Origin of the sequence: Streptomyces sp. NPDC003247 (assembly GCF_042888135.1) — a bacterium.
Classification (GTDB): Bacteria; Actinomycetota; Actinomycetes; order Streptomycetales; family Streptomycetaceae; genus Streptomyces.
In genome coordinates, this window is the sequence record NZ_JBIAPF010000018.1 from 140,267 (window position 1) to 164,657 (window position 24,391).

General features: G+C 71.1%; 18 protein-coding genes. 7 read left to right on the forward strand and 11 right to left on the reverse strand.

The window, feature by feature from the left end; translation table 11 throughout:
• Positions 1-19: 19 nt before the first annotated feature.
• The 4 genes from ACFYWQ_RS39545 to ACFYWQ_RS39560 form a co-directional block, all read right to left on the reverse strand.
• Positions 20-1,564, reverse strand: coding sequence for a GMC oxidoreductase (locus tag ACFYWQ_RS39545; protein WP_389524348.1), 1,545 nt, complete (start codon positions 1,562-1,564; stop codon positions 20-22).
• A 355-nt stretch (positions 1,565-1,919) separates the two neighbouring features.
• On the reverse strand, positions 1,920-3,302 hold the full coding sequence (locus tag ACFYWQ_RS39550) for an MFS transporter (RefSeq protein ID WP_389524350.1): 1,383 nt from the start codon (positions 3,300-3,302) through the stop codon (positions 1,920-1,922).
• A gap of 313 nt (positions 3,303-3,615) precedes the next feature.
• Positions 3,616-4,872 carry an ROK family transcriptional regulator gene (locus tag ACFYWQ_RS39555; RefSeq protein ID WP_389524353.1) on the reverse strand — a complete coding sequence of 419 codons (1,257 nt, stop codon included), beginning with the start codon at positions 4,870-4,872 and terminating at the stop codon, positions 3,616-3,618.
• Positions 4,873-4,956: 84 nt separating this feature from the next.
• Entirely contained in the window at positions 4,957-5,982 is a 1,026-nt protein-coding gene (locus ACFYWQ_RS39560; RefSeq protein ID WP_389524356.1) for a sugar phosphate isomerase/epimerase family protein, read from the reverse strand.
• Positions 5,983-6,117: 135 nt separating this feature from the next.
• Between ACFYWQ_RS39560 and ACFYWQ_RS39565 the strand changes: the two genes are divergently transcribed.
• Positions 6,118-7,218 (forward strand): Gfo/Idh/MocA family protein, encoded by a 1,101-nt coding sequence (locus ACFYWQ_RS39565; protein WP_389524358.1) that lies wholly within the window; start codon positions 6,118-6,120, stop codon positions 7,216-7,218.
• Positions 7,219-7,266: 48 nt separating this feature from the next.
• On the opposite strand, the gene ACFYWQ_RS39570 is transcribed toward ACFYWQ_RS39565, so the two are convergent.
• Positions 7,267-8,595 (reverse strand): ROK family protein, encoded by a 1,329-nt coding sequence (locus ACFYWQ_RS39570; protein ID WP_389524361.1) that lies wholly within the window; start codon positions 8,593-8,595, stop codon positions 7,267-7,269.
• A gap of 202 nt (positions 8,596-8,797) precedes the next feature.
• Here ACFYWQ_RS39570 and ACFYWQ_RS39575 point away from each other — a divergent pair, with 202 nt between their 5' ends.
• A complete protein-coding gene (locus ACFYWQ_RS39575) occupies positions 8,798-9,616 on the forward strand; it encodes an IclR family transcriptional regulator (protein WP_389524364.1) in 819 nt (272 codons plus the stop codon).
• 75 nt (positions 9,617-9,691) lie between these two features.
• Here ACFYWQ_RS39575 and ACFYWQ_RS39580 read toward each other — a convergent pair whose 3' ends face one another.
• Positions 9,692-10,819 (reverse strand): Rieske 2Fe-2S domain-containing protein, encoded by a 1,128-nt coding sequence (locus tag ACFYWQ_RS39580; RefSeq protein ID WP_389524366.1) that lies wholly within the window; start codon positions 10,817-10,819, stop codon positions 9,692-9,694.
• Positions 10,820-10,825: 6 nt separating this feature from the next.
• Positions 10,826-11,815: a PDR/VanB family oxidoreductase gene (locus ACFYWQ_RS39585; RefSeq protein ID WP_389524369.1), complete on the reverse strand. Its 990-nt coding sequence runs from the start codon at positions 11,813-11,815 to the stop codon at positions 10,826-10,828.
• A 340-nt stretch (positions 11,816-12,155) separates the two neighbouring features.
• Between ACFYWQ_RS39585 and ACFYWQ_RS39590 the strand changes: the two genes are divergently transcribed.
• Positions 12,156-12,641 (forward strand): hypothetical protein, encoded by a 486-nt coding sequence (locus tag ACFYWQ_RS39590; RefSeq protein WP_389524372.1) that lies wholly within the window; start codon positions 12,156-12,158, stop codon positions 12,639-12,641.
• Between the two features lie 40 nt (positions 12,642-12,681).
• On the opposite strand, the gene ACFYWQ_RS39595 is transcribed toward ACFYWQ_RS39590, so the two are convergent.
• The 4 genes from ACFYWQ_RS39595 to ACFYWQ_RS39610 all read right to left on the reverse strand — a co-directional run bounded on the left by ACFYWQ_RS39595 (position 12,682) and on the right by ACFYWQ_RS39610 (position 19,370).
• Positions 12,682-13,293, reverse strand: coding sequence for a GNAT family N-acetyltransferase (locus ACFYWQ_RS39595; protein WP_389524375.1), 612 nt, complete (start codon positions 13,291-13,293; stop codon positions 12,682-12,684).
• Positions 13,294-13,365: 72 nt separating this feature from the next.
• On the reverse strand, positions 13,366-15,075 hold the full coding sequence (locus ACFYWQ_RS39600) for a thiamine pyrophosphate-binding protein (protein ID WP_389524378.1): 1,710 nt from the start codon (positions 15,073-15,075) through the stop codon (positions 13,366-13,368).
• Positions 15,076-15,121: 46 nt separating this feature from the next.
• Positions 15,122-16,495 (reverse strand): hypothetical protein, encoded by a 1,374-nt coding sequence (locus ACFYWQ_RS39605; RefSeq protein WP_389524380.1) that lies wholly within the window; start codon positions 16,493-16,495, stop codon positions 15,122-15,124.
• A 13-nt stretch (positions 16,496-16,508) separates the two neighbouring features.
• Positions 16,509-19,370, reverse strand: coding sequence for a peroxidase family protein (locus ACFYWQ_RS39610; protein WP_389524382.1), 2,862 nt, complete (start codon positions 19,368-19,370; stop codon positions 16,509-16,511).
• Between the two features lie 399 nt (positions 19,371-19,769).
• Here ACFYWQ_RS39610 and ACFYWQ_RS39615 point away from each other — a divergent pair, with 399 nt between their 5' ends.
• The 4 genes from ACFYWQ_RS39615 to ACFYWQ_RS39630 all read left to right on the forward strand — a co-directional run bounded on the left by ACFYWQ_RS39615 (position 19,770) and on the right by ACFYWQ_RS39630 (position 24,316).
• The gene (locus ACFYWQ_RS39615) at positions 19,770-20,891 is read left to right on the forward strand and encodes a sulfite oxidase (protein WP_389524385.1); all 1,122 of its coding nucleotides are present in this window, start codon (positions 19,770-19,772) and stop codon (positions 20,889-20,891) included.
• Between the two features lie 169 nt (positions 20,892-21,060).
• The gene (locus tag ACFYWQ_RS39620; RefSeq protein WP_389524387.1) at positions 21,061-22,017 is read left to right on the forward strand and encodes a GlxA family transcriptional regulator; all 957 of its coding nucleotides are present in this window, start codon (positions 21,061-21,063) and stop codon (positions 22,015-22,017) included.
• Between the two features lie 107 nt (positions 22,018-22,124).
• Entirely contained in the window at positions 22,125-23,123 is a 999-nt protein-coding gene (gap, locus tag ACFYWQ_RS39625) for a type I glyceraldehyde-3-phosphate dehydrogenase (protein WP_389524390.1), read from the forward strand.
• Between the two features lie 509 nt (positions 23,124-23,632).
• Positions 23,633-24,316, forward strand: coding sequence for a helix-turn-helix transcriptional regulator (locus ACFYWQ_RS39630; RefSeq protein ID WP_389524393.1), 684 nt, complete (start codon positions 23,633-23,635; stop codon positions 24,314-24,316).
• Positions 24,317-24,391: the final 75 nt, after the last annotated feature.

Genomic DNA, 24,391 nt, shown 5'->3' on the forward strand with positions numbered 1-24,391 from the left:
CAGTCGTGATCGTGGGTGGTCAGAGCCGGCCGGCCAGGTCGCGGGCGCCGAGGACGGACAGCGCGACGTTGGTGAGCGTGGGGTTGCAGGCGGCGGGCGTGGGGATGGTTCCGTTGCCCCCGAGGTAGACCGTGTCCGTTCCCCAGACCCGCAGGGAGGGGTCGACGACGCTGGTCGTGTCGTCGGTGCCGAGTCGGGTGGTGCCCTGGTAGTGCAGGGACGCTCCGTGCGGCATCACGGCGGGCTCCAGCCCGTTGACCGGTTCGCCGAGCAGCTCCCCCATGCGCCTGGCCTCGGCGACGGCCTGTGCGAGACGTTCCTGATCGGCGGGGGTGAACGTGTAGTGGATCCTGATGGACGGCATCCCGAAGTGGTCGAGGGTGGTGTCGTCGAACTCCACGTGGTCCTCGAACCTGACGTCGGCCTTGCCCATGAAGACCGAGCACTCCACCACCGATCCCGGCCACGCCTCGAAGCTCTCGTCGACCGGGACGGGAGAGGCGTCCCACTGGGTGACCTGGCCGTGGAACGGGAAGGACGGCTCGCTGTAGGGCACCCAGCTGACGCCGGCCAGTAGGTCGACGGCGCCTTCGCTGGTCTTGCGCACCCCCTGCGCCGCGGCCCGGAGCGACGGGTCCAGCTGGATGGTGCTGGTGGTCATCGTGTGCTCGTTGAGGTAGTGCCCGAGTGCGGCCGGGCGGATGCCCGACGCGCTGAGCAGCTGCGGCGATCGCAGCGAGTCCGCCGCGACGACGACGAACCTCGCGCCGACCTCGTACTCCCGGTCCTCACGGCGGTCGTGCAGCAGCACGCCGTCGGCCCGGCCGTCGCGGGTCAGGATGCGCCGGGCGACCGTCTCGGAACGCAGTTCGAAGTCGGGCCGGGCCGCCCCGAGCAGGTCGCCCAGAAGGGCGCCGGGGCCGGTCCAGTAGCGCTCGCCGTTCGGGCGTACGTCCATGGCGAGCGGCATGGGCTGGACCACCCGGTCGGCGGGGCGGCCGATGTCGTAGTGGGCGCCGATCAGTTGGCGGACCTCGGCACCGAGGGGGGCGTTCTCGAAGGCGCTCTGGGTGACCTGGAGGAGACGGCGCGCCGCCTTCAGCCCGGAGTCGAACAGGTCGGGGTCGAGGTCCTTGGACACCTCCGCCCGGTCGGGCCACGGGGAGGCGCCCGACCAGTGGGCGCCCATGCCGCCGACGTTGCTGGACAGGGCGGCCGCCGGGAACCCCGTCTCACCGTCGGCGGGGGCCGACGGGTCGAGCAGCCAGGTCCCGGGGCGCGCCGCGACCTCGGCCGACCGGCCGCGCGAGGGGGACAGGGCGCGGGCGACCCGCTCCTCGTAGTCGGCCGGCTCGGCGTCCGGCCCCTGGGAGGCGAACTGGGCGGCGACTCGCTCCCGGGGGTCCTTGATGGTGCGCACGTGGCGGCCGGGCGGGTCGGACACGACCGGCCCGGACTCGACCATCAGGACTCGGGCGGTGGGCCGCGCCTCCTTGACGGTCCGGGCGTAGGTCGCTCCCGCGGGCCCGCTGCCGACGATCACCACGTCGAACGTGTCACGCATGGTTGTCTTCACAGTCCTTCAGCTCTCTCGGTGCTCCGATGTGTCCGTCCGGTCGCCGGGGCGACGGGACGGCCGGGGGCGGTGGCCGTCGGCCGGAGCGTGGGCTCCGGCCGGTGGCCGCCGGCGCTCCCGGTCGGGCCCCGCACCTCGCGCAGGCCGAGCCGCCGGCTGCGCGCCCACGCGCCGTGGAACAGCCTGAGGGGCGCGTGCGAGCTGTCGAGGAGCAGTGGAGCCCGGCCCTCCCCTCGGGAAGGCGCCTGCGACGGGCACCCCATGGACTCCACCTCCTCGTTTCTTCCTGTGCTGTCGTGCGCCGATGCCGTCACCGGCGCGGCGTCGGGTGCGGCCGGTGTCCTCAGGCTTCGAGGACGGCGGGTTCCTGCTTGCGGGGGTGACGGAAGAGGACGGCCCACACCAGCGCGGCCAGGAACGCCGAACCGATGGGCAGCGCCCAGATCGCGGTCCAGTCGGCGGGCGTGCTGTGCGCCTGGGCGCCGACGGTCGCGTCGTAGATCTTCCCGGAGGCGAACGCCCCGATGAACTGGCCGAAGCCGGAGACCACCAGGATGAGCATGCTCTGCGCCTGGGCGGTCAGTTCGACGGGTGCCGCCTGGCCGATGTACATGGCCGCCAGGACGAGGAAGAAGTCCTGGCAGATGCCCTGGAGCACGATGGCGGTGATCGCGGTCCAGTGGCCGCCGTCGGCGGCCTGGGCGAACAGGGCGAAGCGCACGGCCCACATGCACATGCCGGCGAACAGCGCCCACTTCATCCCGACGTGCTTGAGCACGAACGGAATGGTCACGATGAACGCGACCTCGGACGCCTGGCCGAGGGAGAGTGTGCCGGCGACGTTGGAGAAGCCCAGGGCGCCCAGGTACGCGGAGGCGTAGGTGTTGTAGACGCCGAGCGAGACCGAGGTGAGCAGGGCACACACCATGAGCACGGCGTAGTTGCGGTGCCGCATGAGCCGGAACGCCTTGGCGCCGACCAGGTCGCCGGGCGAGAAGCGGACCCCCTTGGCCGGTGGCGGTGTGGCGGGGAGCGTGAAGGAGTACAGGCCCAGGGCGAAGCTGAAGACCGCGGTGACGTAGAAGAGGCCGACCGACGAGGAGAGGCCCATCCACCCCACGAGAGCCCCGGCGACCACCCAGCCGACCGTGCCGAAGACCCGGACGTAGGGGAACCGCCGCTGGTTCGCTCCCAGGTGCCGGAAGGCGATCGCGTTGGTGAGGCCGAGCGTGGGCTGGAAGAACAGCATGTAGACGAAGACCAGGCCGAGCACCAGGTTGCCGCTGCCCGCCTGCACGGCGGCCGGCAGGAACAGCATGACCGCGCCACCCAGCAGGTGGGCGAGGCCGAGGGTCTTCTGCGAGGCCATGAAGCGGTCGCCCAGGGCGCCGAGGAGCATCGGCGAGACGATGGCCGCGACCGCGGCCAGGCTGAAGGCGGTGCCGATGACGGTCGGCAGCCCGTTCGTCGCCAGGACCAGGCCGACCGTGGCGAACCAGGAGCCGAAGACGGCGAATTCGAGCAGCATCATGACGACGAGCTGCACGAACACCGTGGTGTCGCCGTTGCCCGGGCCGGCCTGAGCCGCCGCGGTACGAGCGGGCCCGGTCGCGGACTCGGCCGCAGAACCGGCCGCGGGCCCGGCCGCGGACCCGGCGGGCTCGGAGGAGTCGGGGGAGGCGGTTGTCGGCTCTGTCCGGCCCGCGTTCGTCGGTTGACTTCTCATCATTGAGATCCTTTGAACCGTTCGAGTTCTGAACGTTCTGCACCTGTGCCGGGCATCGCCCATGCCGACTGCCAGGTGGTCTTCGGTGATCAGTGCTCGGAGGGGTGCTGTGACTCCCGGGGCCCGATGGCCCGGGGCAAGGCGCACAACCGCTGCCACACCGTGCTTCGGGGGTGATTTCCTGACCGGAATCGATCAGTTCGCGGCGGCTCGCGTCATACAGATAGACGTCCTGCTGGGCGGGCGACGGAAGCGCGGAAAGCGTTCCGAACCGCCCTCGACCTCGGTCATCGTATAATTCTGGGTTTGTTTGTCAACGATTTTGCGTACGATCATTCGAGTTCCGAATGATTCGTCGGCTCCGGGCCCATGCGGGGAGGGTGCTGGCGCCTTGCCCGGTCTCGGTGAGCACCAGGGCCAGGCCGCCGAACAGGGCCGCGTCGTCGCCGAGCGCGGCCGGCAGGAACCGGATCGCGGGGGACACGGCCTTGAGGCTCTGGACCTCGACGGAGGACACGAGGCTGTCGAAGACCAGCGGCCCGGCCTCTCCGAGCGTCCCTCCGACGGCGACCACGCCGGGGGCCATGAGCTTCGCGGTGTTGGCGAAGGCGCGCCCGAGGTGGCGGCCCGCCTCGTACAGGACGCGGCGGCAGGCCGGATCGCCGCGGCGTGCGCTGTCGATGACCCCGCGCAGGGAGGTGTGGGTGCTGCCCGACGCTTCGAGGGCGAGCAGGATCGAACGTTCGGAGACGAACGTGGTCAGGCAGCCGCGGCTGCCGCAGAAGCAGACCGGGCCGGCCGGCTCCAGCACCAGGTGTCCGACCTCGCCCGCCAGGCCGTCGCCGCCCCGGTAGATCCTTCCGTCGATCACCAGGCCGCCGCCGACGCCGGCGGAGCACATGACGTACAGGAAGTCCGCCGACCCCTGCCCCGCGCCCCAGGTCCACTCGGCCAGTGCGGCGAGGTTGGCGTCGTTCTCGGCGTACACGGGCACGCCGAGCGCCTCCCCCAGGGTCTCGGCCACCACGACGTCCTGCCATGCGGGCAGTTGGAGACGCGCCCAGGAAGTGACGGCCCCCGTGGCCCGTGCGATGGGGGCCTGCATGCCCACCGCCACACCGGCGAGGTCCTCCGGCCGCAGCCCCGCACGCGAGGTCAGGGACCGCACCATGTCGACGACCAGGCCGGCGTCACCGCCCTCCTGCCCTTCCTCGAAGGTGACCGCGGCGTCGTACCGCGACCGGCCGCCGAAGTCGAAGAGGGCGACCCGCAAGGAGGTGACGTTCACCTGTACGGCCACCGCGGCGCCGTGGCTCGACACGAGGGCGACCAGGGACTCGCGGCCGTTGACCGGACGGGTCTCGGCCACGCCCTGCTCCCGCAGGGTCTTGACGATGCTGTTCACCGTCGCCGGGGACAGCCGGGTCCGGCGCGCCAGGGCGGCCTGCGAGGACGGGCCGCTCAGCCGCAGGGCCTCCAGCACCCGCTGCACGTTGCCCTGGCGGACTCCCGCGTGCGCCTTGGACGCGCGACCAGGTGCCGCGCCGTTGCCGTCCTTGCTCTGATCCACCGCACGACCATACGCCCGCCGCCCGTGCCCGTGCGCCGGGGCCGCCGGGTCCACGGGAGAGCCGCCGCCTCCCGCGGGCGGCGGTCACTGATTGCTGAACGCCGAGTCGAACGCCGCCTGCGGGAGCGGCCACAGCGCGGAGCGGATCCTGCCCACGGCCTCGGCCGCGCCGTGCAGCCGGTCCATGCCGGCGTCCTCCCACTCCACGGAGATGGGACCGTCGTAGCCGATGGCCGCCAGGGCGCGGAACGCGTCCTCCCAGGGGACGTCCCCGTGCCCGGTGGAGACGAAGTCCCAGCCCCGCCGCGGATCGCCCCAGGGCAGGTGGGAGCCGAGGATCCCGGCCCGGCCGTTCGGCGGGCGCAGGCGGGTGTCCTTGCAGTCGACGTGGTAGACGCGGTCGGCGAAGTCCGTGATGAAGCCGACCGGGTCGACGCCCTGCCACATCATGTGGGACGGGTCCCAGTTGAAACCGAAGGCGGAACGCCGGCCGATCGCTTCGAGGGCGCGCACGCTCGTCCAGTAGTCGTAGGCGATCTCGGACGGGTGGACCTCGTGGGCGAAGCGCACGCCCTCGGCGTCGAACACGTCGAGGATGGGGTTCCAGCGCCGTGCGAAGTCCTCGTACCCCTCGTCGATCACGGACTGGGGAACGGGCGGGAACATCGCCACGTACTTCCAGATCTTGGACCCGGTGAACCCCACGACGGTGTCGGCGCCGAGCCTGCGCGCGACCCGCGCGGCCCGCTTCATGTCCTCGGCCGCGCGCTGCCGCACCCCCTCCGCCTCGCCGTCGCCCCAGATCTCGGGGCGCAGGATCGCCTGGTGCCGGAAGTCGATCGGGTCGTCGCACACGGCCTGTCCGCCGAGGTGGTGGGAGATCGCCCAGACCTTCAGTCCGTACCGGTCCAGGATCTCCAGACGGCGGGCCAGGTAGTCGGGGTCGGCTTCGGCCCGGGCCAGGTCGAGGTGATCGCCGGAGGCCGCGATCTCCAGTCCGTCGTACCCCCATCCACCGGCCAGGCGGGCCACCTCCTCGAACGGCAGGTCCGCCCACTGGCCGGTGAAGAGGGTGACCGGCTGTCGGGCCGGTTGCGGGTTCAGGGTCATGTGTGGCCTCCTTGGCACTCGCGAGGACTTTAGCTTAATCTGAGCAAAAGTGAAGGCTCGTGCGATCTCTTGTCGCCTTCTTTTCGATCAATTCATGCGTTAGCTCCCTGGGGGAGCAGAGGGATGAGGTGTGCCATGAGCCCACTCCGCGTCGCTGTCATAGGGACCGGCTTCATGGGGGCGGTCCATGCGCGGTCCGCCGTCGCGGCGGGCGGGGAGGTCGTGGGCATCGTCGGATCGACGCCCGCGAAGGGCCGGCGCGCCGCCGCGGACCTCGGCGCCGGCCGCGGCTTCGACTCCATCGAGGACGTGCTGCGGTACGGGGTGGACGTGGTGCACGTGTGCACCCCCAACGCTACGCACGCCGCGTTCTGCCGCGCCGCCCTAACCGCCGGTGTGCCCGTCGTGTGCGAGAAGCCCCTGGCGACCGACGCCGCGACCGCCCGCGAGCTCGTCGAACTGGCGGCCGGACAAGGGGTGGCCACCGCCGTGCCGTTCGTGTACCGGTACTACGCCTCCGTGCGGGAGGCGCGCGCCCGGCTCGCGCGGCCGGAGCACCGGCCGCCGTGGCTCATCCACGGCAGCTATCTTCAGGACTGGCTCGCCGACGCGGAGGCCACCAACTGGCGTGTCGACCCGGCGGACGGTGGTGCCACGCGCGCGTTCGGGGACATCGGAGTCCACTGGTGCGACCTCGCCGAGTTCGTGACCGGTCAGCGGATCACCCGGGTGAACGCCTCCTTCGCGCGCGCCGTACCCGCCCGGCCGGCGGCGGACGGCACACCGCGGCCCGTCGCCACCGAGGACGGAGCGGTGGTCATGCTCCGGACCGATGCCGGGGCGGTCGGCTCGGTCGTGGTCAGCCAGGCCTCCGCCGGATACAAGAACGCGCTGTCGTTCTCCTTCGACGGGCCGGACGCCAGCTACGCGTTCCGCCAGGAGACCCCGGAGTCCCTGTGGATCGGCGGCCGGGACGGCAACCAGGTCCTGCTGCGGGATCCCGCCCGTCCCGGGGCCCCCACCGGCCGGTCGGCCGTCCTGCCCGCCGGACATCCGCAGGGTTACTACGAGTGCTTCGCCGACTTCACCGCCGACGCCTACGCGGCGATCGGCGGGGAGAAGGTGCCGGGCCTGCCGACCTTCGACGACGGACTGCGCGCGGCGCGGATCGCCGAAGCGGTCGTCGCCTCGGTGCGCAACGGCGGCTGGGTCGACGTCGCGACGGACGCGGCCTGACCCGTCCGGGCCGGGGACGACGCCCCGGCGGGGCGCGTTCCGGGGCGGTCAGGTCGGCCGGGCCTCCGCCCGGCCGGCGTCGGCCCGACCGGTCGCGCCTGGCGGGGGGACGTCGAGGTGGAAGGACCCGGAGGACTCGTCCTTGCGCGCACGCGCCCCGCGGGGGGTCCCGTGCGGCAGCCACTGGTCGAGCATCTCGGGCTGCAACAGCTCGTCGACGGCCAGTGCGGCCGCGCCGACGACGCCTTCGGAGCGGTCGGGGCCGACCTCGGCGATCACGAGCTCGTCGGTGGCCAACGGCAGGGACCGTCTGGCCACGACGTCGGCGACGGGGTCCCGGAACACGTCGCCCGCCTGCGCCAGCAGCCCGGCGAGGTAGACCGTCGACGGGTTGAAGACGCTGATGAGCGACGCCAGCTGCGCGCCGACCAGTTCGCCCGCCCTGGTGACGAGTTCGACGCTCACCGGGTCTCCGGCCCGGCAGCCGTCGAGCACGTCGGTGACGGCCAGAGGCGCCGGCGACCGCTCCAGCCGCTCGGCCAGGAAGGGGCTGCGCCCCGCCAGGGCCGCGGCGCGCGCGTCACGGGCGAGCGCCCACCCGCCCGCGAAGGCCTCCAGGCACCCGAACTGGCCGCACCGGCACCGATGCCGGGACTCCTCGGCGACGATGATGTGCCCGAGGTCGCCCGCGGCGCCCCGCGCTCCTCGGTGCAGCCGGCCCCTGGAGATCAGTCCCAGGCCGATCCCGGTGCTCGCCTTGACGAGCAGGACGTTGTCACCGGCGGACCCTCGTGTCGTGCTCCAGGCGCCCAGGGCCATCAGATTGGCGTCGTTGTCGACCCACGCCGGCACCTCGTAGTGCGCTTCCAGCCGGTCCCGGAGCGGGAAGCCGTGCCAGCCGGCCATGATCGGCGGCTGGACGGCGGTGCCGCGGGCGAAGTCGACCGGACCGGGAACACCTACGCACACACCCCACAGGCGGTCCGTCAGTTCCGGGGTCAGCAGCTGCGCGGACACCTCGAACAGCGTGGCCAGGGATGCCTCGGGGCCGGTTTCGATGTCCCAGGACGTACGCCGGCCGGCGAGGACGGTCCCGTCGAGATCGGTCACGGCCGCGTGCAGCTGGGTGGCGCCGAACACCATGCCGAGGACCACCCCGCGACCGGGTGCGATCCGCAGGACGCGGGAGGGCCGGCCTCCGGTGGAGGGCGCCGGTTCGCCCTCGGCCACGAGGCCGGCCCTGATCGCGTGGTCCACCCGCTGCGTGATGATCGTGCGGCCCAGCCCGGTACGGCGGCTGAGGTCGGGCCGGGTCACGGCCGCGCCGCTCCTGATCAGACTCAGGATCAACGAAAGCGTCTGGGTGTGGTCGGTCATGCAGCGCTGTCTCCATCGGCCGGGCCGAGACGCCACCGGCGGCCATCACGTGCAGACGTCCTGTCCGGTCGGCGCTTCCTCGGAGGGAGGACTCGGCATGGAGAGCTTATGGTGCTGTCGGCGCACGTCTCGACCGGCCGGGAGACGGGCCCGCGCGGGAGGAGGTCTCCGAGGGAGTCTTCCGGCATGCGAAGCTGACCGCATGGAAACGCCACCCGACCGCCTCGGCGAGATGCCGCCGCTGAGCGACCGTGCGACACCGGCCTACCCGATCGCCTCGGTGGAGAACACCCTGCGCATTCTCCTGCTGCTCAGCGAGCGCAGCCGCCTCGGCCTCGCGGACGTCGCCGCGGAACTGGGCATCGCCCGCTCCAGCGCGCACCGCCTCATGGCGATGCTGTCGTACTACGACTTCGTGCGCCAGGACCCCGACTCCCGGTCGTTCCGGCCCGGCGCCGCCCTGGTCGACGTCGGGCTGTCCGCCGTCCGCGCCCTCGACGTCCGGGTCCTGGCCAGGCCCCTCCTCACCGAGCTCGCCGCGTCCACGGAGATGACCGCCCACCTCGCCCTCCCCCGCGGCCGGGACGTCCTCTACGTCGACGGGGTCGAGAGCAGCCGCACCATCAGGGCCGCACTGCGCACCGGTGACACCCTGCCGGCCCATGTCACCGGTGTGGGCAAGGCGCTGCTGGCGACGATGACCGACGACCAGCTGCGCCAGCTGTACCGGGACGCGCCCCCGCGGGCGGTCACCGACAGGTCCGTCTCCAGCGTCGAGGGGCTGATCGAGGAGGTGCGAGCGGCGCGCGCGGCCGGATACGCCGTGAACCGCGGTGAGAGCGAGCCCGGCGTCTTCTCCCTCGGAGTGACGGTGAGCCTGCCCGAACCGGGCATGTTCGCCGGCCTGGGACTCGTCTGTCCGGAAGCCTCGGTCGAGCCCGGGTGGGAGTCGCGTGTCGTCGCGCAGCTGAAGACGGCGGCCGCCGAACTGGCGAAGGAGATGAGCGCCTACCGCTTCTGAGGCGGTTCCCGCGTCGGTGTTCCTGTGGACGCGAGCCGGATCCGTCAGGTCGACGCTCCCGGCCGTTGCGCGAGGTCACCCATGGTTCTCCCGGGCGGCGACGCGGTACATGATCCGGCGTGCCATCAGTCCCGGCTTGTCGGGGGCGAAGCTGAGGTCGATCTGGGGGTCGGCGTCGCTCTTGACGACCTCCATGATCCACTCCAGTGCTTCGACGTCTTCGGAGTAGGCCTGGGAGGACGCCTCGTGGAGGAACGTGTCGATGCCGGTGTCGCCGGGCTCGTAGTCCCGGGAGTTGAACCACCAGTAGTGGATGGCGGTGTTCGTCTCGGGCGTGAAGCAGTGGGTGATGTTGTAGCGGTAGTGGGACGGCTTGCCCGGGTCCGGCTCGTGGTCGATGATCTCGGCGAAGGCCACGTGCAGGGCCGGGGAGACGAACCTGGCCTCCGAGGTGCGGTCGACGCGCTTGTGCATGATGCCGGCGGGGACGCCGTAGACGGCCGGCGGAGGAGAGTCGCGCAGCTCGCGTCGGATGACGACCTGGTTGTTCTCGGTGGTGGCCCTCAGTTTGGAACGGGCGTACTCCGGTGTTCCCACGGTCTCGGGGTGGAGGAACGGGAAGTGGGTCTGGTCGATGAGGTTCTCGTGCATCGCCACGTAGTCGGAGTCGATGTGGTAGCGGCCTGAGACGGTGCCCCAGCGCGGGTCCGAGAGCCAGCCGGTGTCCGGGATGAGGGACTCGTCGGCCAGGTCGGGAGAGCCCATCCAGATCCAGGTCAGCGGTCCGCGGTCGGCGACCGGGTAGGTCCGGACGGTGACCGTGGAGGGGGTGGTGGACAGGGCCGGCATATGGGCACAGGCCCCGTCGGGCTCGAACTCCATGCCGTGGTAGCCGCAGACCATCCGGTCGCCGACGAGCTTGCCGCGCGCGAGGGGGAAGGACCGGTGCGGGCACCGGTTGCGCAGGGCGACGGGATCACCGGCTTCGGTGCGGTACAGGACGACGTCGGTGCCCAGGAGCTTGCGTGCCAGCGGCGTGCGCCCGATCTCGCTGCCCAGGCCTGCGACGTACCAGCAGTTGCGGATCAGCGGGGTGGCGTGGGTGGCGAACTGCCCGGGATCGTGGGGCTCCATGGCCGCGAAGACGGCCGCGTCGTGCGACAGGCCGTCGTCGGCCACGCCGGGCGTGAGGGTCTCGGTCATGACAGGTCACTTGCCGTTTCGGTCGAGGTGGATGTCGAGGTCGATGAGCCGGCCGGCCGCCCGTGAGCAGCACAGGGCCAGCTGGGTCGATGCGGTGCGCTCCCCCGCGGTGAGGTAGCTGTCGCGGTGGTCGATGCCGTCGTGCGGGTCGAGGACGTCGGTGACGCACAGGCCGCACTCCCCGCGCCGGCAGTCGGAGAGCGTGTCGACGCCCGCGGCTTCGAGAGCGTCGAGGATGGTGGTGCCGGCGCCGACGTGCACGGTCTCCCCGGTGCGCAGACGGACGTCGAAGTCGCCGTCACCCGGGTGGTGGGCGGCGTTGAAAACCTCGTAGCGGACACGGCACGGGTCCCAGCCGCGGACCCGTGCCGCCTCGCGCAGGGCGTCGATCATCGGAGCGGGGCCGCAGACGTAGGCCACGGTGCCGACCGGTTGGCCGGCGAGGACGGCGTCCAGGTCGGGCAGGCCGTCCCGGTCCGACTCGTGGATGCGGACCCGTTCCCCGCCGATCGCCCGCGCCTCCTCGACATAGGCCATGGCCTGTCGGGAGGTGCCGGCGTAGACCATCGAGCAGGACTGCCGCCGGGTGACCAGAGAGCGCAGCATCGGCAGGATCGGGGTGATGCCGATGCCTCCGGCCACCAGGAGGACGTGGGGGAGGTTCCTGCCGAGGCGGAAGGCTCCGATCGGGCGGGAGATCCGCAGCCGCGTCCCCCGGCGGACGTTGGCATGGAGGTGGGCGGAACCTCGGGCCCGGTCCTCGCGTTGCACGGCGATGCGCCAGAACGGCTCCCGCGCGGTGGGGAGGAGGGGGCCGACGACGGAGTAGTGGCGAAGGAACCGCCCCGTCTCCCCGCCGAAGCGGAGCTCGACATGGCTGCCGGCCTCGGCCATCGGCAGGGCGCCGCCATCGGCGGCTCCGATCGTGAACTCGACGATGCGGTCGGTGAGGTGACGGCGCGCCAGGACGACGGCGTCGAAGTACTTCTCGAACATCTGCAGGCCCCTCTACACACTGGGGAGCGGTGTGACCGGCCCGGCAGGGCGGGCGGGGTGGTGGCGCTGCCGCGCACCTCCCCGACCCGGTCCAGGAACCGCATCCGCGTCTACTCAGTAGAATGTCTTTCTGTTGGCCAGAACAGTAGGTCGTGCGCAACGGCCGACGCAAGAGCCGGAGGTGGAATCGTCGACGGTCGAGGATCACGAGTCGCCGTCCACGAGGAGGCGGTCACACCCGCGCCGGTGGGCGGCCCGCTGGGGCAGGCGGTGGACCCGAGGGAGGGTGCAGGGCGTGTGGCGCCCGCCGGGGCCCGGAGCGCTGCCATCCTCGACGTCCATGGATGTCAGCACCTTCTACGCCCTCTTCTCCACCACCTGCTTCGCCCTGGTCGGCCTGTGGTGGAACGTCGTCCAGAGCCACACCGACTGGATGCGCGACCCCGCCCTGCGCCGCGTCGTCGGCGGGATCTACCTGTCCTTCCTGCTGCCCGCCCTGATGGGCCTGTTCGCGCAGGTCGGCGGCACCGAGCAGCCGCAGATCTGGCGGACGGCCTTCATCGTCCTCTCCGTGATCGGCTGCGTGTGCACCCTGCGGCTGCTGGCCGGCGCACGCGGCGACCACCTCATCACCTGGCAGCAGGCCGCCGCCGCACTGCTCTACGCCCTGATCGCCGTCGTCGGCGCCTTCCCGGAACTCGCCGGCCATGCCGGACTGCGCCCCATCCAGACCGAGGCGCTCATGCTGATCCTCCTGATCACCTTGGCTCACGCCCTGGTCTGGCGGTACATGGCGGGAGAGGGCCGCGCCGACGAGGAGACCTGATGCGGCTGCGCGCGTGCCACGGAACCCTGGGCGAAGGCCGTCACCGGCCCGGCGACGGACACAGGTCGAGGATCATGTCGAGTGAGCGTGCGCCGTCGGCGCCGGTGAACGAGCCGACGGTCCGGAAGCCCTGCTTCTCGTAGTAGCGAACGGCGCGCGGGTTGTCGGCGAGGACGCCGCCCCACAGGATGATCCTCTTCTTGCCGAAGCACCGCGCGACGTCGGCGACGAGCGGGAAGACCCGTGTCCCCACCCCCTTCCCCTGGTGGTCGTCGGCCAGGGTCGGGCCGAAGCGGCAGTCCGTCGCCGCCAGGCGGATGCCTGCCGTGCGATAGCGGGCGACGTCCGACGGGTGCAGATCGAGGCTGAGTTCCAGGAGGCCGACGATCCTGCCGGTCGGCACCTCGTCGAGCACCAGCCTGAGCTTGTCGTGACGGGCGATCGCGTCACAGAGTTCCCGGGCGGCCTTGAGGTCGTACCCGTCGAACGTACTCAGTCGCCTCGACTCGGCGGACAGTCCCGTGAGGAAGGCGGCCAGATCGTCCGCGTCGTCGTGCGTGAGCGGGCGGAGGACGACATCCGAACCGTCCTCCAGGCTCACGGGCCGCGTCAGGACGAGCGGGTCCTCGGCGACCGCGGTCAAGGTGAGCATCCCAGCGACCCTCCGCTCTGCCTTCGGTGGCCCCGACCCTACGTCCAGCCGCCGCTGCGAGGACCCGGTCGATCAGTCGCGGAAGCGTTTCTCGACGGCTTCCACGAGGGCGTCGATCACGCCGTCGGGCGAGGGGCTGTAGTGGGGCACCGCCCAGCGTGTGATCTTCGCATCGATGAGGGTGGGCCGGCCGGAGGCGAGAGCCGCGCGGAACGCCTCCTCGAACTCGTCGAGCGTCTCCACGCGGTAGCCGTCGGCGCCGCACGCACGCGCGTACGCCGCGAAGTCCGGGTTCCGGAACTCGACCAGGGCGCTCTCCCGGTAGGTCACGAGCTGGAAGAGTTTGATCAGCTTGAACTCCTCGTCGTCGAAGATGACCCAGATGACGGGGATGTCGTTCTCGACGGCGGTCATCAGCTCGAAACCGGACAGCGAGTAGCACCCGTCGCCGCAGCCGACGACGACGGTCCGTTCCGGATGCGCGACCTTCAGGCCGATGGCCCCGTTGACGTGCCCGGCCATCGGCCCGAAGGAGCCGGCCTTGCGGAAGTTCTGTCCCTCCTCCAGCTCCACGTAGTAGCCGAGCCAGGCCAGGTGGGCGCCCGCGTCCGCGAGCAGGACGGCGTCCGGCGGCAGCATCCGGCCGATCGTCTGCGCGAGCCGGCCCGGATGGATCTTCCCGGTCAGCTGGGTGATGTGCCGGGCCTCGTAGTCCCGGCCGTCGACGTCGGCCGCCGGCACGTCGCCGACCACCTTCCTCTCCAGCGCCTCGACCAGGGCCTCCACCGCCGGGCGGGCGTCGCCGAGGAGTTCGTGGTCGGGCCGGTACGCCTTGCGGAACTCCGTCTCGGAGATGTTCACGTGGATGAGCAGCTTGTCCTTGAAGAGGTCTTCGCGGTAGTTGAACGTCGCGTGCTGGTTGAGGGAGTTTCCGATGCACAGCACGATGTCGGCCTCACGGAACGCCTTCCAGGCACTGGAGTGGCCGCTGTCCGCGAAGACGCCCACGGCGAGCGGGTGCCCCTCGGACACGATGCCCTTGCCGTCCAGCGTGGTGAGCAGAGGGATCTGGAACCGCTCGATCAATCGCTTGACCTGCGGTCCCGCTCCGCTGCGGACCGCGCCGAAGCCGACGAGGGCCACGATCCGTTTCCGCTCCGCCAGGGCGCCGGCCAGCACCGACGCGATCTCCTCCACGCGCGCCGGATCGGGCAGGACCGGTGCGACGTCGAGCCGGAGCGGCCGGAAGTTCGTCACCTCGACCCCGTGGTGGGTGAGGTCCTCGGGGACATGGATGTGCACGGGACCGGGTCTGCCCTCGAAGGCGATGTTGACCGCTTCCTCCAGGACGTCGCACGTGTCGTCGATGTCGGTGAGCAGGAAGGACTTCTTGGTGGTGGCCGCGAACATCGCCTGGGAGTCGGGCGTGCGGTTGAGGCCCGAGGTCTCGTTGAGCGATCCCCATCCCTGCCATGTCCGCGACGCGTATCCGGAGACGGCGAGGACCGGGTAGGAGTCGGACATCGCCACGGCCAGCCCGGAGAACAGGTTGAACGCACCGGGGCCGGCGGTCGCGAAGCAGAAGCCCAGCCGGTTGGTGTACATGGCGTAGCCGCAGGCCATGAAGGACGCGGCCTGCTCGTGTCGCGTGATGATCGGCCGGATCCGCCCGGAATGCTTCAGGGCCAGCATCAGGCCGGCGGCGTTCTCCCCGGCGCCGCCGAAGGCGGCCCGCACGCCGATGCCTTCCAGCCCCTTGACGATGGCTTCGTAGACCTGCATGGCGCTTCTCCTTCGGTGCGTGCTCGCGGGGTCCGCGGGAGGGCGGCTACCGGTCCCATCGCGCGGCGTGGCCGCGGTGGGCGTCGGTCAGGCCGCTGCGGAAGAACCGCTCGTAGTACTCGGATTCCAGGTGGTGCGTCTGCAACCAGATGCCGGGTACGTGGATGGCGTCGGTGTGTGCCGGGAAGCGCCCGTGGGTGGCGTGGACGTACACGCAGACGTCCCGCGCGCAGTCGATCACCCGCTGGTCGTACTCGCCTGCCTCTTCGAGGTAACGGGGTGCGTACCCGTCCTTGTAGATGCGGCCGAAGACCTCCTTGTCCTCGTAGATGCCGCCCTCGCCGAACTTGCCCTGCACCACCGCGTCGACGGCGGCCTCCATCGACGGGTAGTTGGGGGGACACGCGCCTTTGATGAGGTGTTCGCCGCCGGCCCGCAGTCCCACCGGGTGGGCGCGCAGGGTCGCGTACTTCGGCAGCGGCACCTGCCAGCGCAGGATGTCGGCGGGCCGGAAGCGCGGGGTGACGAAGTCGAAGCCCAGCATGCGTCCGTAGGCGCGGGAGAACTTCGGGTCGCCCAGCATGATCTGGGGGTTGATCGACGCGTGGATCCAGGCGCCGAGTCCCATGGCGTCCGCGACCAGCATCATGTTCTGCAGCAGCAGATCGGCTTCCACCTGGGTGCGCATCGGCCCCAGAGCGCCGAGCGGCAGCTTGAGGTCGGGGTTGAGGAAGCCGTTGCGCACCCATTTCCGCACCCCGGCCGGGCGGTAGAAGTTGCGGTCGTCGACGAACGTGGGCCGGGCTCCCTCGGGCTGGGTCAGCAGGTACATCAGCGCGTTGATGTACTGGTGGGAGAGGTCGACGACCGGCAGGAAGACCGTGGTGCCCCGGAGGTTGGACAGGAAGCGGTTGGAGTCGAGGTAGGCGGGAAAGTCGCGCATGCCCTCAACGACGTCCAGGCGGTGGTCCAGTACCCGTACCTTCGCCCGGCCGGCCCGCTCGATCAGCGTGTCGGGATCGAATCCCGACCGGGGAGACGGGGGCAGCTTCCTCAGGTAGTACGTCCCACTGTCGTTGATCATGAAGAAGTGGGTGCCCTGCGCGTTGTCGGGGCTGCCTGCCGTACGCCCCACCATGTTGAGGTTCGGCTTGGCCATGATGGGCTTGTGATCGCGCGGGTCCTCGAAGGGCCGGTCGGGCATGCTGAGTCCGGAGCAGCCGGTGAGGGCGATGAGCACAGCCTCTTCCAGCTCTCCCAGGGGCTGCGGCAGGTGGGGGGAGTCGTAGCTCATCGACCGGGCCGGGACGGACGCGCCTCTGCTGACACGGTGGGTGCGTCGTGCGAAGACGGTCTCCCAGAGCGACCGGGCCAGGAGGTCTTCGAGGCCGGCGTGCCCGGCTCTCTGCTGTACCGACATGTCCTGCTCCCGATCAGTCGTGGTCCGCGTCGCCGTGGTTGCGCACGGGCTGGACGGCGCGCCAGGGCGCGAAGGCGCTGGCCGTACGCGGGAGGAGGCTCGCCAGCTCGGGGCAGTGCCGCTGGATGACGCTCGTCATGCCGCCCCGTTCGATCCAGTCCATGCCCAGCGGTGTGTAGACCTCGGGCCTGAAGTCGACGGTGAGGAAGCGGTCGCTCTGGAGCCGGCGGCTGGCCATCAGGATGAAGACGCGGAAGGCGGTGTCGCTGAACCCGAAGCCGGTGGGGGGATTCTCGGCGAAGAGTCCCACCATGGTGTCGATGTCGTCGACCGAGCGGTACACGTCCTTCAGGCGGGCGACCGTCTCCGGGTCGTGGGAGAGGTCCTCGAACCGCCGGATGCGCGGCTTGTGCAGGCCGGTCAGGAAGTCGTTGTAGCGCGGGACGCCGCGGCGCCGGGTGCGCACCAGGTCGACCACCGACAGGTCGATCACCTCTCCGTCGCGCTCGAACGCCTGGAGGGCGCGGGGGAAGTTGTTCAGGGTGATCGCCCCGGGGTGGGCGATGCCCAGGGAGTAGAGCGTGTCCGCCAGACCGGTCTTGCGGATGAGCGGCTCCGCGGCGGCACCCTGAAGACCGTTGAACGCCAGGGTGTCGAGCCGGTGGCCGAACCGGTGGTCGACGATCTCGAAGTCGTCCGGGACGAGCGGGTGCAGCCGGTAGACGGTGGTGAACTCCTCCGTGAGGGAGTAGGGCGCACCGTGGTGATCGGGCAGGGTGCGGGGAATCCCGCCGAGGTCGTGCGCCTCGAAGAGCCATGTGCCCAGTTGGTCGAGCCAGGTCTTGGGCGGTCCCTGCCAGTTGGTCTTCAGGGCGATGTCGATCGCCTTGGTGGCGAGGATCGCCGGGGTCCACTCGACTGTGTGGATCTTGGCGATCAGCGCGGCGACGACAAGGCGCGCCGTGTGGTAGATGCGGTCCTCGTCCATGTGCGGGTACTCGTCGCGCAGTGCCCGGCAGACGGCGTTGTGCTCGCGGGCGAACAGCGTGGTCATCGCGCTGAGGCCGAGCCACCAACTGTCGCGGAAGCCCGTGACCGGGAGGCCGTTGCCGAGCGGGAGGTGTCCCTCCTCCAGCCGCAGTTCGGCGCGGCCGTCGGGCTCACGCAGGGACTTCGCGACCGATTCGGTGCTGCCGTAGATCTCCGAGCCGTCCCACCAGTGCGAGACGGCGCTCGCGAACGTCGGCGGCTGCCCGCCGCCGGGCTGGTACAGGGCCTTGTTCTCGGCGAAGCGCATCACCTTCTCCGGCGCTCCGCCGGGGGTGTTGCGCCAGGTCGTGCCGGGGGGCAGCGGCACCTCCACCGACCTCTCGCCGACCGGGTGACGCTGATGGTCGACCCAGTCGTGCACCTGGAACTGGATCCACGCGGCGGCGATGACGTTCAGCGACGTCGCGGGAATGAACGCGTCGCGGTGCAGCAGCTGCCTGCTGACGGTGACCGGGTTGGGCGTGTCGAACAGGTCCGGCCGGTGGACCGGCGGCATGTTGCGGCCGAAGGTGGCGCCGACGGCGCCCATCGCGGGTGCCGAGAGGTCGTTCCAGGAGCCGTCGTAGCTGCGCCGGGTCCGCAGGTCCTCGTCGATCGGGACCGGTGCGGGCCGGGCCGCGGGCGGTGCCTCGTGGAGATCGGTGTCGATGAGGTTGTGGCGGCGCAGCGTCTGGCGGAACGCCATGAGGTTGAGCAGGCCGGGCCGGGTGGGCAGCCGGTGCCACGGGACGAAGCGGTTGACGGCGCGGAAGACGGCCCGCAGCGGGAGCCCGAGCAGTGTGTTGCGCCGCGGCTCGTGGGGGACGAAGCGGTGGCCCAGCCGGTGAGCGCTGCTGGCCTCGTAGGCGACCTTGCGTGCCCGGTTGAGGTTGCCCAGGGGGCGGAAGGCGTCGGTGGTGTTCCACGGGTTGAACGCCAGCTGGTCGATCCGTGAGGCCACGGCACGCGCCGCGGCGGTGTCCACGTCCTGGCGCGGGATCGTCAGGGTCGCCACCGGCAGGACGGGGGCGTCCTCCTCCGTCCACTCGGCGGCGCCGTCCTCGATGGGCGTGCGCCTGCCGTCCGCGTAGCGCTGCACACACACGTCGAAGACGACGTCCGCCCGATGCAGCCGGCGCGCGAGCTCACGCCGCAGGTAGTCGGGGTCCGTACGGGACGGATCGGGGGCCGCGGGGGCTCCGGCGGCGGGGCGCAGCTGGTACCGGACCGGTCCGGCGTCGCCCCACAGGATCGCGCCGCGGCTCCAGTACGTCTCCAGTGCCAGGCTGCGCACCGGACGCCGGGCCGCCGTGGACACGTTGCGCCGCATGCGCGTGGCCGTGGACCAGCCGACGGCCAGGGGCAGCTTGACGAAGAACGCGAACGCCTTGCGGAGCCGGGAGTCCGCACCCGCCATGGCCTTCGCGAACGCGACGAACTCGCGCGCGTTGCGCGCGTGGGAGACCGGGAAGCTCGTCATCAGCAGATCGTGGATCTCGTCGGGACCGACTTCGACGCGCAGCGCCGCACCCCGCAGGTCGGGCGCGTGGTCGGGCTGACGGACGCCGCCGGCGTTGGACAGCCGGACCGTGACCGGATACTCGGCTCCGGGCCTGGCGAAACCCGTGCGCAACTCGGCGGGAAGATCGTCGCGGAACCTCAGTCGGGCGTTCTCCACCCCGAGGACCGCCTTGGCGTGGAAGGTCCGCTGGAGGGTGGCGGAGCCGCTGCGCTGCATCGACTTGAGCTGCACGCGCAGCAGGTCGTGTGCGAGCCGCTCGAAGATCAGGCGCTCGGCCTCCGCACTGCCGCCGACGTACCGCTCGTACTGCTGGTTATCGCGCATGCCTGAAACACTCACGGACGCCGGAGGCGCTGTCGCGTGGAGCAGGGCATACGGAGGATGCCGACCGGGTCGGCGGTCAGTGGCCGGCAAGAACCGCGCCGCGTCGGCCGCCGCTGCGCCGGCCGCCGCTGCGCCGCCCTCGCCACCTGCCGAGTCACCGGACGCTCCTGCGGCAGCCACAGGGAGCGGAGCTGCTCGTGGCCCTGCACGCGCCGCCCTGCTCGTGGCCCTGCACGCAAAGCCCCGCTCGTGGCACCCTGCACGCAAAGCCCCGCTCGTGGCACCCTGCGCGCACAGCCCTGCTCGCAGCCCAGGGCACCGCCTCGCGCTGCTTCTCCTTGCCGGTGCCCCCTGTCGGCTGCCGATGCAGGGACGGCACGGGAAGGGCACAATCGGGGCATGGGGCGTCGACTCGGCGACGTGAGCGCTCCCGCCCGTCTGGCCGCACCCGGCGAGGGCCTGGGGCAGGACGAGCTGGCGCTTGCCGCCCGGAACCACGGCATGCCCCTGGAGGCCATGCGCTACGACGTCACCCCGCCGGGCCTCCACTACCTCCTGACGCACTACGACATCCCCCATGTGCCGGACGCGTCCGCCTGGCGGCTGACCGTGAGCGGTCGCGTACGGCACGCGCTCAGCCTCTCGCCGTCGCGGCTGCGCACCTACCCCGCGGTCACCACGCGCGTGACGATGGAGTGCGCGGGCAACGGCAGGGCCTTGCTGAGGCCGAGGCCGGTGAGCCAGCCGTGGCTGGTCGAAGCCGTCGGCACGGCGGCATGGACGGGCGTGCCACTGCGGCTGCTCCTCGACGAGGCCGGGGTCGCGTCCGACGCGGTCGACGTCGTGTTCACCGGGGCGGACCACGGCGTGGAGCGCGGTGTCGAACAGGACTACCGGCGCAGTCTTCCCCTCGACGTCGCCGGCGGCGACGAGCCGACGGTCCTGGTGGCCTACGCGATGAACGGCGAACCCCTGCCGCCCCAGCACGGCAGCCCGCTGCGCCTGGTGGTGCCCGGCTGGTACGGGATGGCCCAGGTGAAGTGGCTGCGGGACATCACGGTCGTCGACACACCGTTCACCGGCTTCCAGCAGTCCGTGGCCTACCGGATCAGGCAGGTACCCGAGGAGGCGGGCGAGCCGGTCACCCGCATCGCTCCCCGGGCGCTGCTGATCCCGCCGGGCTTCCCCGACTTCATGTCCAGGACGCGGGTGGTCGCGCCCGGCCCGGTCCTCCTGGAAGGACGGGCCTGGTCGGGGCGCGCCCCGGTGACATCGGTGGAGGTGAGCACGGACGGCGGCGCGACGTGGAGTCCGGCCGAGCTGGAACCGGATCACCGGCACCGGTGGGCCTGGCGCCGGTGGTCCTTCCTGTGGTCCGCCGTCCCCGGCGACCATGTCCTGAGCACCCGTGCCCGCGACGCGGCGGGGAGCACCCAGCCGCTGGAACAGCCCTGGAACCGAGGCGGGTTCGCCAACAACCTCGTCCAGCAGGTGCCGGTGCTCTGCCCCGGCCCCCGCTGACAGCGCATGACCGCACAGCCCGCACAGCCCGCAGGGACCTGAGGTCGCGGTCTCCCCAGTACCGGTGGTGATCGGCGAGAACCTGACGAACGTCGGTCGTCCCTGCCCGCGCGATCTGTGTGCGCATGACACAAATCATGGCAGGGCCCTGCCCCAGTAACCTCTTCCTGTGCCAGTGTCCCGCCTGCATCGCGTCGCCGTCCTCGTGCTCGAAGGGGCGAAGCCGCTCGATGTCGGCATTCCCGCGCAGGTTTTCACGACCCGCGCGAGCATGCCGTACGAGGTGCGGGTGTGCGGGGCGACACCCGGTCCCGTGACCGGCGGCGACGGCCTCGCCTACTACGTCGCCCACGGCCTCGACGCGCTCGCGTGGGCCGACATCGTCTTCGTCCCCGGCTACCGGTTCCCGGACCGCGACGACCCGCCGCGGGCCGTCGTCGACGCACTGATCGCCGCCCATGACCGGGGCGGGCGGCTCGCCGCCATCTCGACGGGCGCCTTCGCGCTCGCCGCCACGGGCCTGCTCGACGGCAAGCGCGCCACGACGCACTGGCACTACACGCGGGCACTCGCGGCCAGGCATCCGCTCGTCCGGGTCGACGAGAACGTGCTGTTCGTCGACGAGGGCAGCGTGCTCACCTCGGCCGGCGCCGCCTCCGGCATCGACCTGTGCCTGCACATCCTGCGCGGCGGCCTCGGAGTGGCCGCGTCCAACCACGCGGCCCGGCGTCTGGTCGCGGCCCCCTACCGCAGCGGCGGCCAGGCCCAGTACGTGCCGCGCAGCGTCCCCGAGCCGCTCGGCGAGCGGTTCTCCGCCACCCGCGAGTGGGCGCTGCACCGGCTCGACGAGCCCCTCACCCTCGACATACTGGCGCGGCAGGCGGGGGTGTCGCCGCGCACGTTCTCCCGGCGCTTCGTCGAGGAGACCGGCTACACGCCGATGCAGTGGGTGATGCGCGCCCGCATCGACCTGTCCCGCGAACTGCTCGAGCGCTCGCAGCGCAGCGTCGAACAGATCGCCGCCGACGTCGGTCTCGGCACCGGCGCGAACCTGCGCCTGCACTTCCAGCGCATCCTCGGCACCACACCGAGCGAGTACCGGCGCACCTTCACCCGGGGCGAGTGACCCGCCCGGCACCGCGTGGCGGGATCCTTTTGAACCGTGGCGATCCCGCCACTGTCAGCGCCGCGAGCCGCGGGCGACCCTGGTGGCGAAGGGAAGGGACATCACTCATGACTCGCATCGCCATCAACGGATTCGGCCGCATCGGCCGCAATGTGCTGCGCGCACTGCTGGAGCGCGACAGCGCCCTCGAGATCGTCGCCGTCAACGACCTGACGGAGCCGGCCACTCTCGCCCGGCTGCTCGCCTACGACAGCACGGCCGGCCGGCTCGGGCGCCCGGTGACCGTCGACGGGGACGCCCTCGTCGTCGACGGCCGTCGGATCACGGTGCTGGCCGAGCGTGAACCGACGCAGCTGCCGTGGGCCGAACTCGGCGTCGACATCGTGCTGGAGGCCACCGGCCGGTTCACCTCGGCCAAGGCCGCCGGCGCGCACCTCGACGCGGACGCGAGGAAGGTACTCGTCAGCGCGCCGTCGGACGGCGCCGACGTCACGCTCGCGTTCGGGGTCAACACCGACGCCTACGACCCGGCCGTGCACACGATCGTCTCGAACGCCTCCTGCACCACCAACGCGCTCGCGCCGCTGGCCGCGGTCCTCGACGAACTCGCCGGTATCGAGCACGGGTTCATGACGACGGTGCACGCCTACACGCAGGAGCAGAACCTTCAGGACGGTCCGCACCGCGACGCCCGTCGCGCCCGGGCCGCCGGCGTCAACATCGTGCCGACCACGACCGGCGCCGCGAAGGCGATCGGCCTGGTGCTGCCGAACCTCGACGGCAAGCTGTCGGGCGACTCGATCCGCGTACCGGTGCCGGTGGGATCGATCGTCGAACTCAACACGACCGTCGCGCGTGACGTGACGCGCGACGACGTGCTGGCGGCGTACCGCGCCGCGGCGGAGGGGCCGCTGGCCGGCATCCTCGAATACTCGGACGACCCGCTCGTGTCGTCCGACATCACGGGCAATCCCGCCTCGTCGATCTTCGACTCGGCCCTCACCCGCGTCGACGGCCGCCACGTCAAGGTGGTCGCGTGGTACGACAACGAGTGGGGCTTCTCGAACCGTGTGATCGACACGCTGGAGTTCCTCGCCACCCACTGACCGGACGCCCACCCCGCCTTCGCCCAGGGCCTGGGCCAGCTCGGGCTCGGCGGAGTGCCGGCCGAGGCGTGGTCCAGCGTTGCCCGGCAGCGCGGTGTGGCACAGTATCCCGCCCCGGCAGCTCGAATTGCCGGGGACGGGACGCTGTTCATCACGGCGGCAGATCAGCCGAACCAGGCGATGCCCGGGGCGGGCAGTCGGCCGATCGCAGCGGCGCGGACGCTCTCGCCCGGGCAGCGTCCCGGCCGTTCCGCGGCGACCGGTTACGTCCCGCAATTGGCTTCCAGTCGGCGGGAGTCGAGCCGCCTTGGCCGGTTACCGCATGGTATGCCGTGCTCGTCGACAGGCGGCTTGCCTCATGCCGCAATGCACTTCCTCCCGTCACCGGACGTTCAAGCCGCTTCACATCTTCAGGTAGTTGAGTGAACAACCGCACTGCAGACGGAAGCGCCGTATACTCGATCAAGCCTGTGTGCGTTCGGCGATATCTTGACACCACGGGGGAAGCCATGACGACCATCACCGAACAGCAGCGCAAAGAACTTGCCGCTTTTCTACGGAGCCGACGGGAACGACTGACACCCGACGCTGTCGGCATCAAGTATTCCCATGGTCGTCGCCGCACTCCGGGCCTGCGCCGGGAGGAACTCGCCCAATTGGCCGGCGTCAGCGTGACGTGGTACACGTGGCTGGAACAGGGCCGTAGGATCAGGGTGTCCAACCAGGTTCTCGTCGGCCTCGCGCGCGCATTGCGGCTCGACACGACGGAGACCGCGCACCTGTTCCGGCTGGCCGGAGAAGTTCCGCCCACTCTTCACGCCCCATGTTCCCGAGAGCAGATTCCGGCCCAATATCTGACCTTCTTGGAATTTCAGGACCCGCTCCCCGCCTTCATCGTCAATCGACGTTTCGACGTGCTGGCCTGGAATCATGGGTTCTGCTCACTGTTCCCTCATTTCGAAGGGCTGGAGCGGGATCGTCGCAACACGCTCTCCATGATGTTCGAAGAGAACACGCGGAGCATGCACCCGAATTGGGAGCAGGACACTCTTGAAGCCGCCGCACTCTTCCGCGCCCAGGCCGCCGATCACCTCGTTCATCCCGCTTATGCACGGATGATCGGCGACCTCCAGGCCGCGCACCCGGAATTCAAGGAGCTGTGGGAGCGCCGCGAGCTAAGCGTTGTCCCGTAAATGATCTACGACATGCCGGTTGACCAGCATCGTTGCCTCTCATCTGGCGAGGGTGAGGTTGTGGAGGCGGGCGAT

What these genes read in the sequence shown, in the direction of transcription:
- ACFYWQ_RS39545 (WP_389524348.1), bottom strand. Translation starts at nt 1,564, where the DNA reads ATGCGTGACACGTTCGACGTGGTGATCGTCGGCAGCGGGCCCGCGGGA.
- ACFYWQ_RS39550 (WP_389524350.1), bottom strand. Translation starts at nt 3,302, where the DNA reads ATGAGAAGTCAACCGACGAACGCGGGCCGGACAGAGCCGACAACCGCC.
- ACFYWQ_RS39560 (WP_389524356.1), bottom strand. Translation starts at nt 5,982, where the DNA reads ATGACCCTGAACCCGCAACCGGCCCGACAGCCGGTCACCCTCTTCACC.
- ACFYWQ_RS39565 (WP_389524358.1), top strand. Translation starts at nt 6,118, where the DNA reads ATGAGCCCACTCCGCGTCGCTGTCATAGGGACCGGCTTCATGGGGGCG.
- ACFYWQ_RS39570 (WP_389524361.1), bottom strand. Translation starts at nt 8,595, where the DNA reads ATGACCGACCACACCCAGACGCTTTCGTTGATCCTGAGTCTGATCAGG.
- ACFYWQ_RS39575 (WP_389524364.1), top strand. Translation starts at nt 8,798, where the DNA reads ATGGAAACGCCACCCGACCGCCTCGGCGAGATGCCGCCGCTGAGCGAC.
- ACFYWQ_RS39580 (WP_389524366.1), bottom strand. Translation starts at nt 10,819, where the DNA reads ATGACCGAGACCCTCACGCCCGGCGTGGCCGACGACGGCCTGTCGCAC.
- ACFYWQ_RS39585 (WP_389524369.1), bottom strand. Translation starts at nt 11,815, where the DNA reads ATGTTCGAGAAGTACTTCGACGCCGTCGTCCTGGCGCGCCGTCACCTC.
- ACFYWQ_RS39590 (WP_389524372.1), top strand. Translation starts at nt 12,156, where the DNA reads ATGGATGTCAGCACCTTCTACGCCCTCTTCTCCACCACCTGCTTCGCC.
- ACFYWQ_RS39595 (WP_389524375.1), bottom strand. Translation starts at nt 13,293, where the DNA reads ATGCTCACCTTGACCGCGGTCGCCGAGGACCCGCTCGTCCTGACGCGG.
- ACFYWQ_RS39600 (WP_389524378.1), bottom strand. Translation starts at nt 15,075, where the DNA reads ATGCAGGTCTACGAAGCCATCGTCAAGGGGCTGGAAGGCATCGGCGTG.
- ACFYWQ_RS39605 (WP_389524380.1), bottom strand. Translation starts at nt 16,495, where the DNA reads ATGTCGGTACAGCAGAGAGCCGGGCACGCCGGCCTCGAAGACCTCCTG.
- ACFYWQ_RS39610 (WP_389524382.1), bottom strand. Translation starts at nt 19,370, where the DNA reads ATGCGCGATAACCAGCAGTACGAGCGGTACGTCGGCGGCAGTGCGGAG.
- ACFYWQ_RS39615 (WP_389524385.1), top strand. Translation starts at nt 19,770, where the DNA reads ATGGGGCGTCGACTCGGCGACGTGAGCGCTCCCGCCCGTCTGGCCGCA.
- gap (WP_389524390.1), top strand. Translation starts at nt 22,125, where the DNA reads ATGACTCGCATCGCCATCAACGGATTCGGCCGCATCGGCCGCAATGTG.
- ACFYWQ_RS39630 (WP_389524393.1), top strand. Translation starts at nt 23,633, where the DNA reads ATGACGACCATCACCGAACAGCAGCGCAAAGAACTTGCCGCTTTTCTA.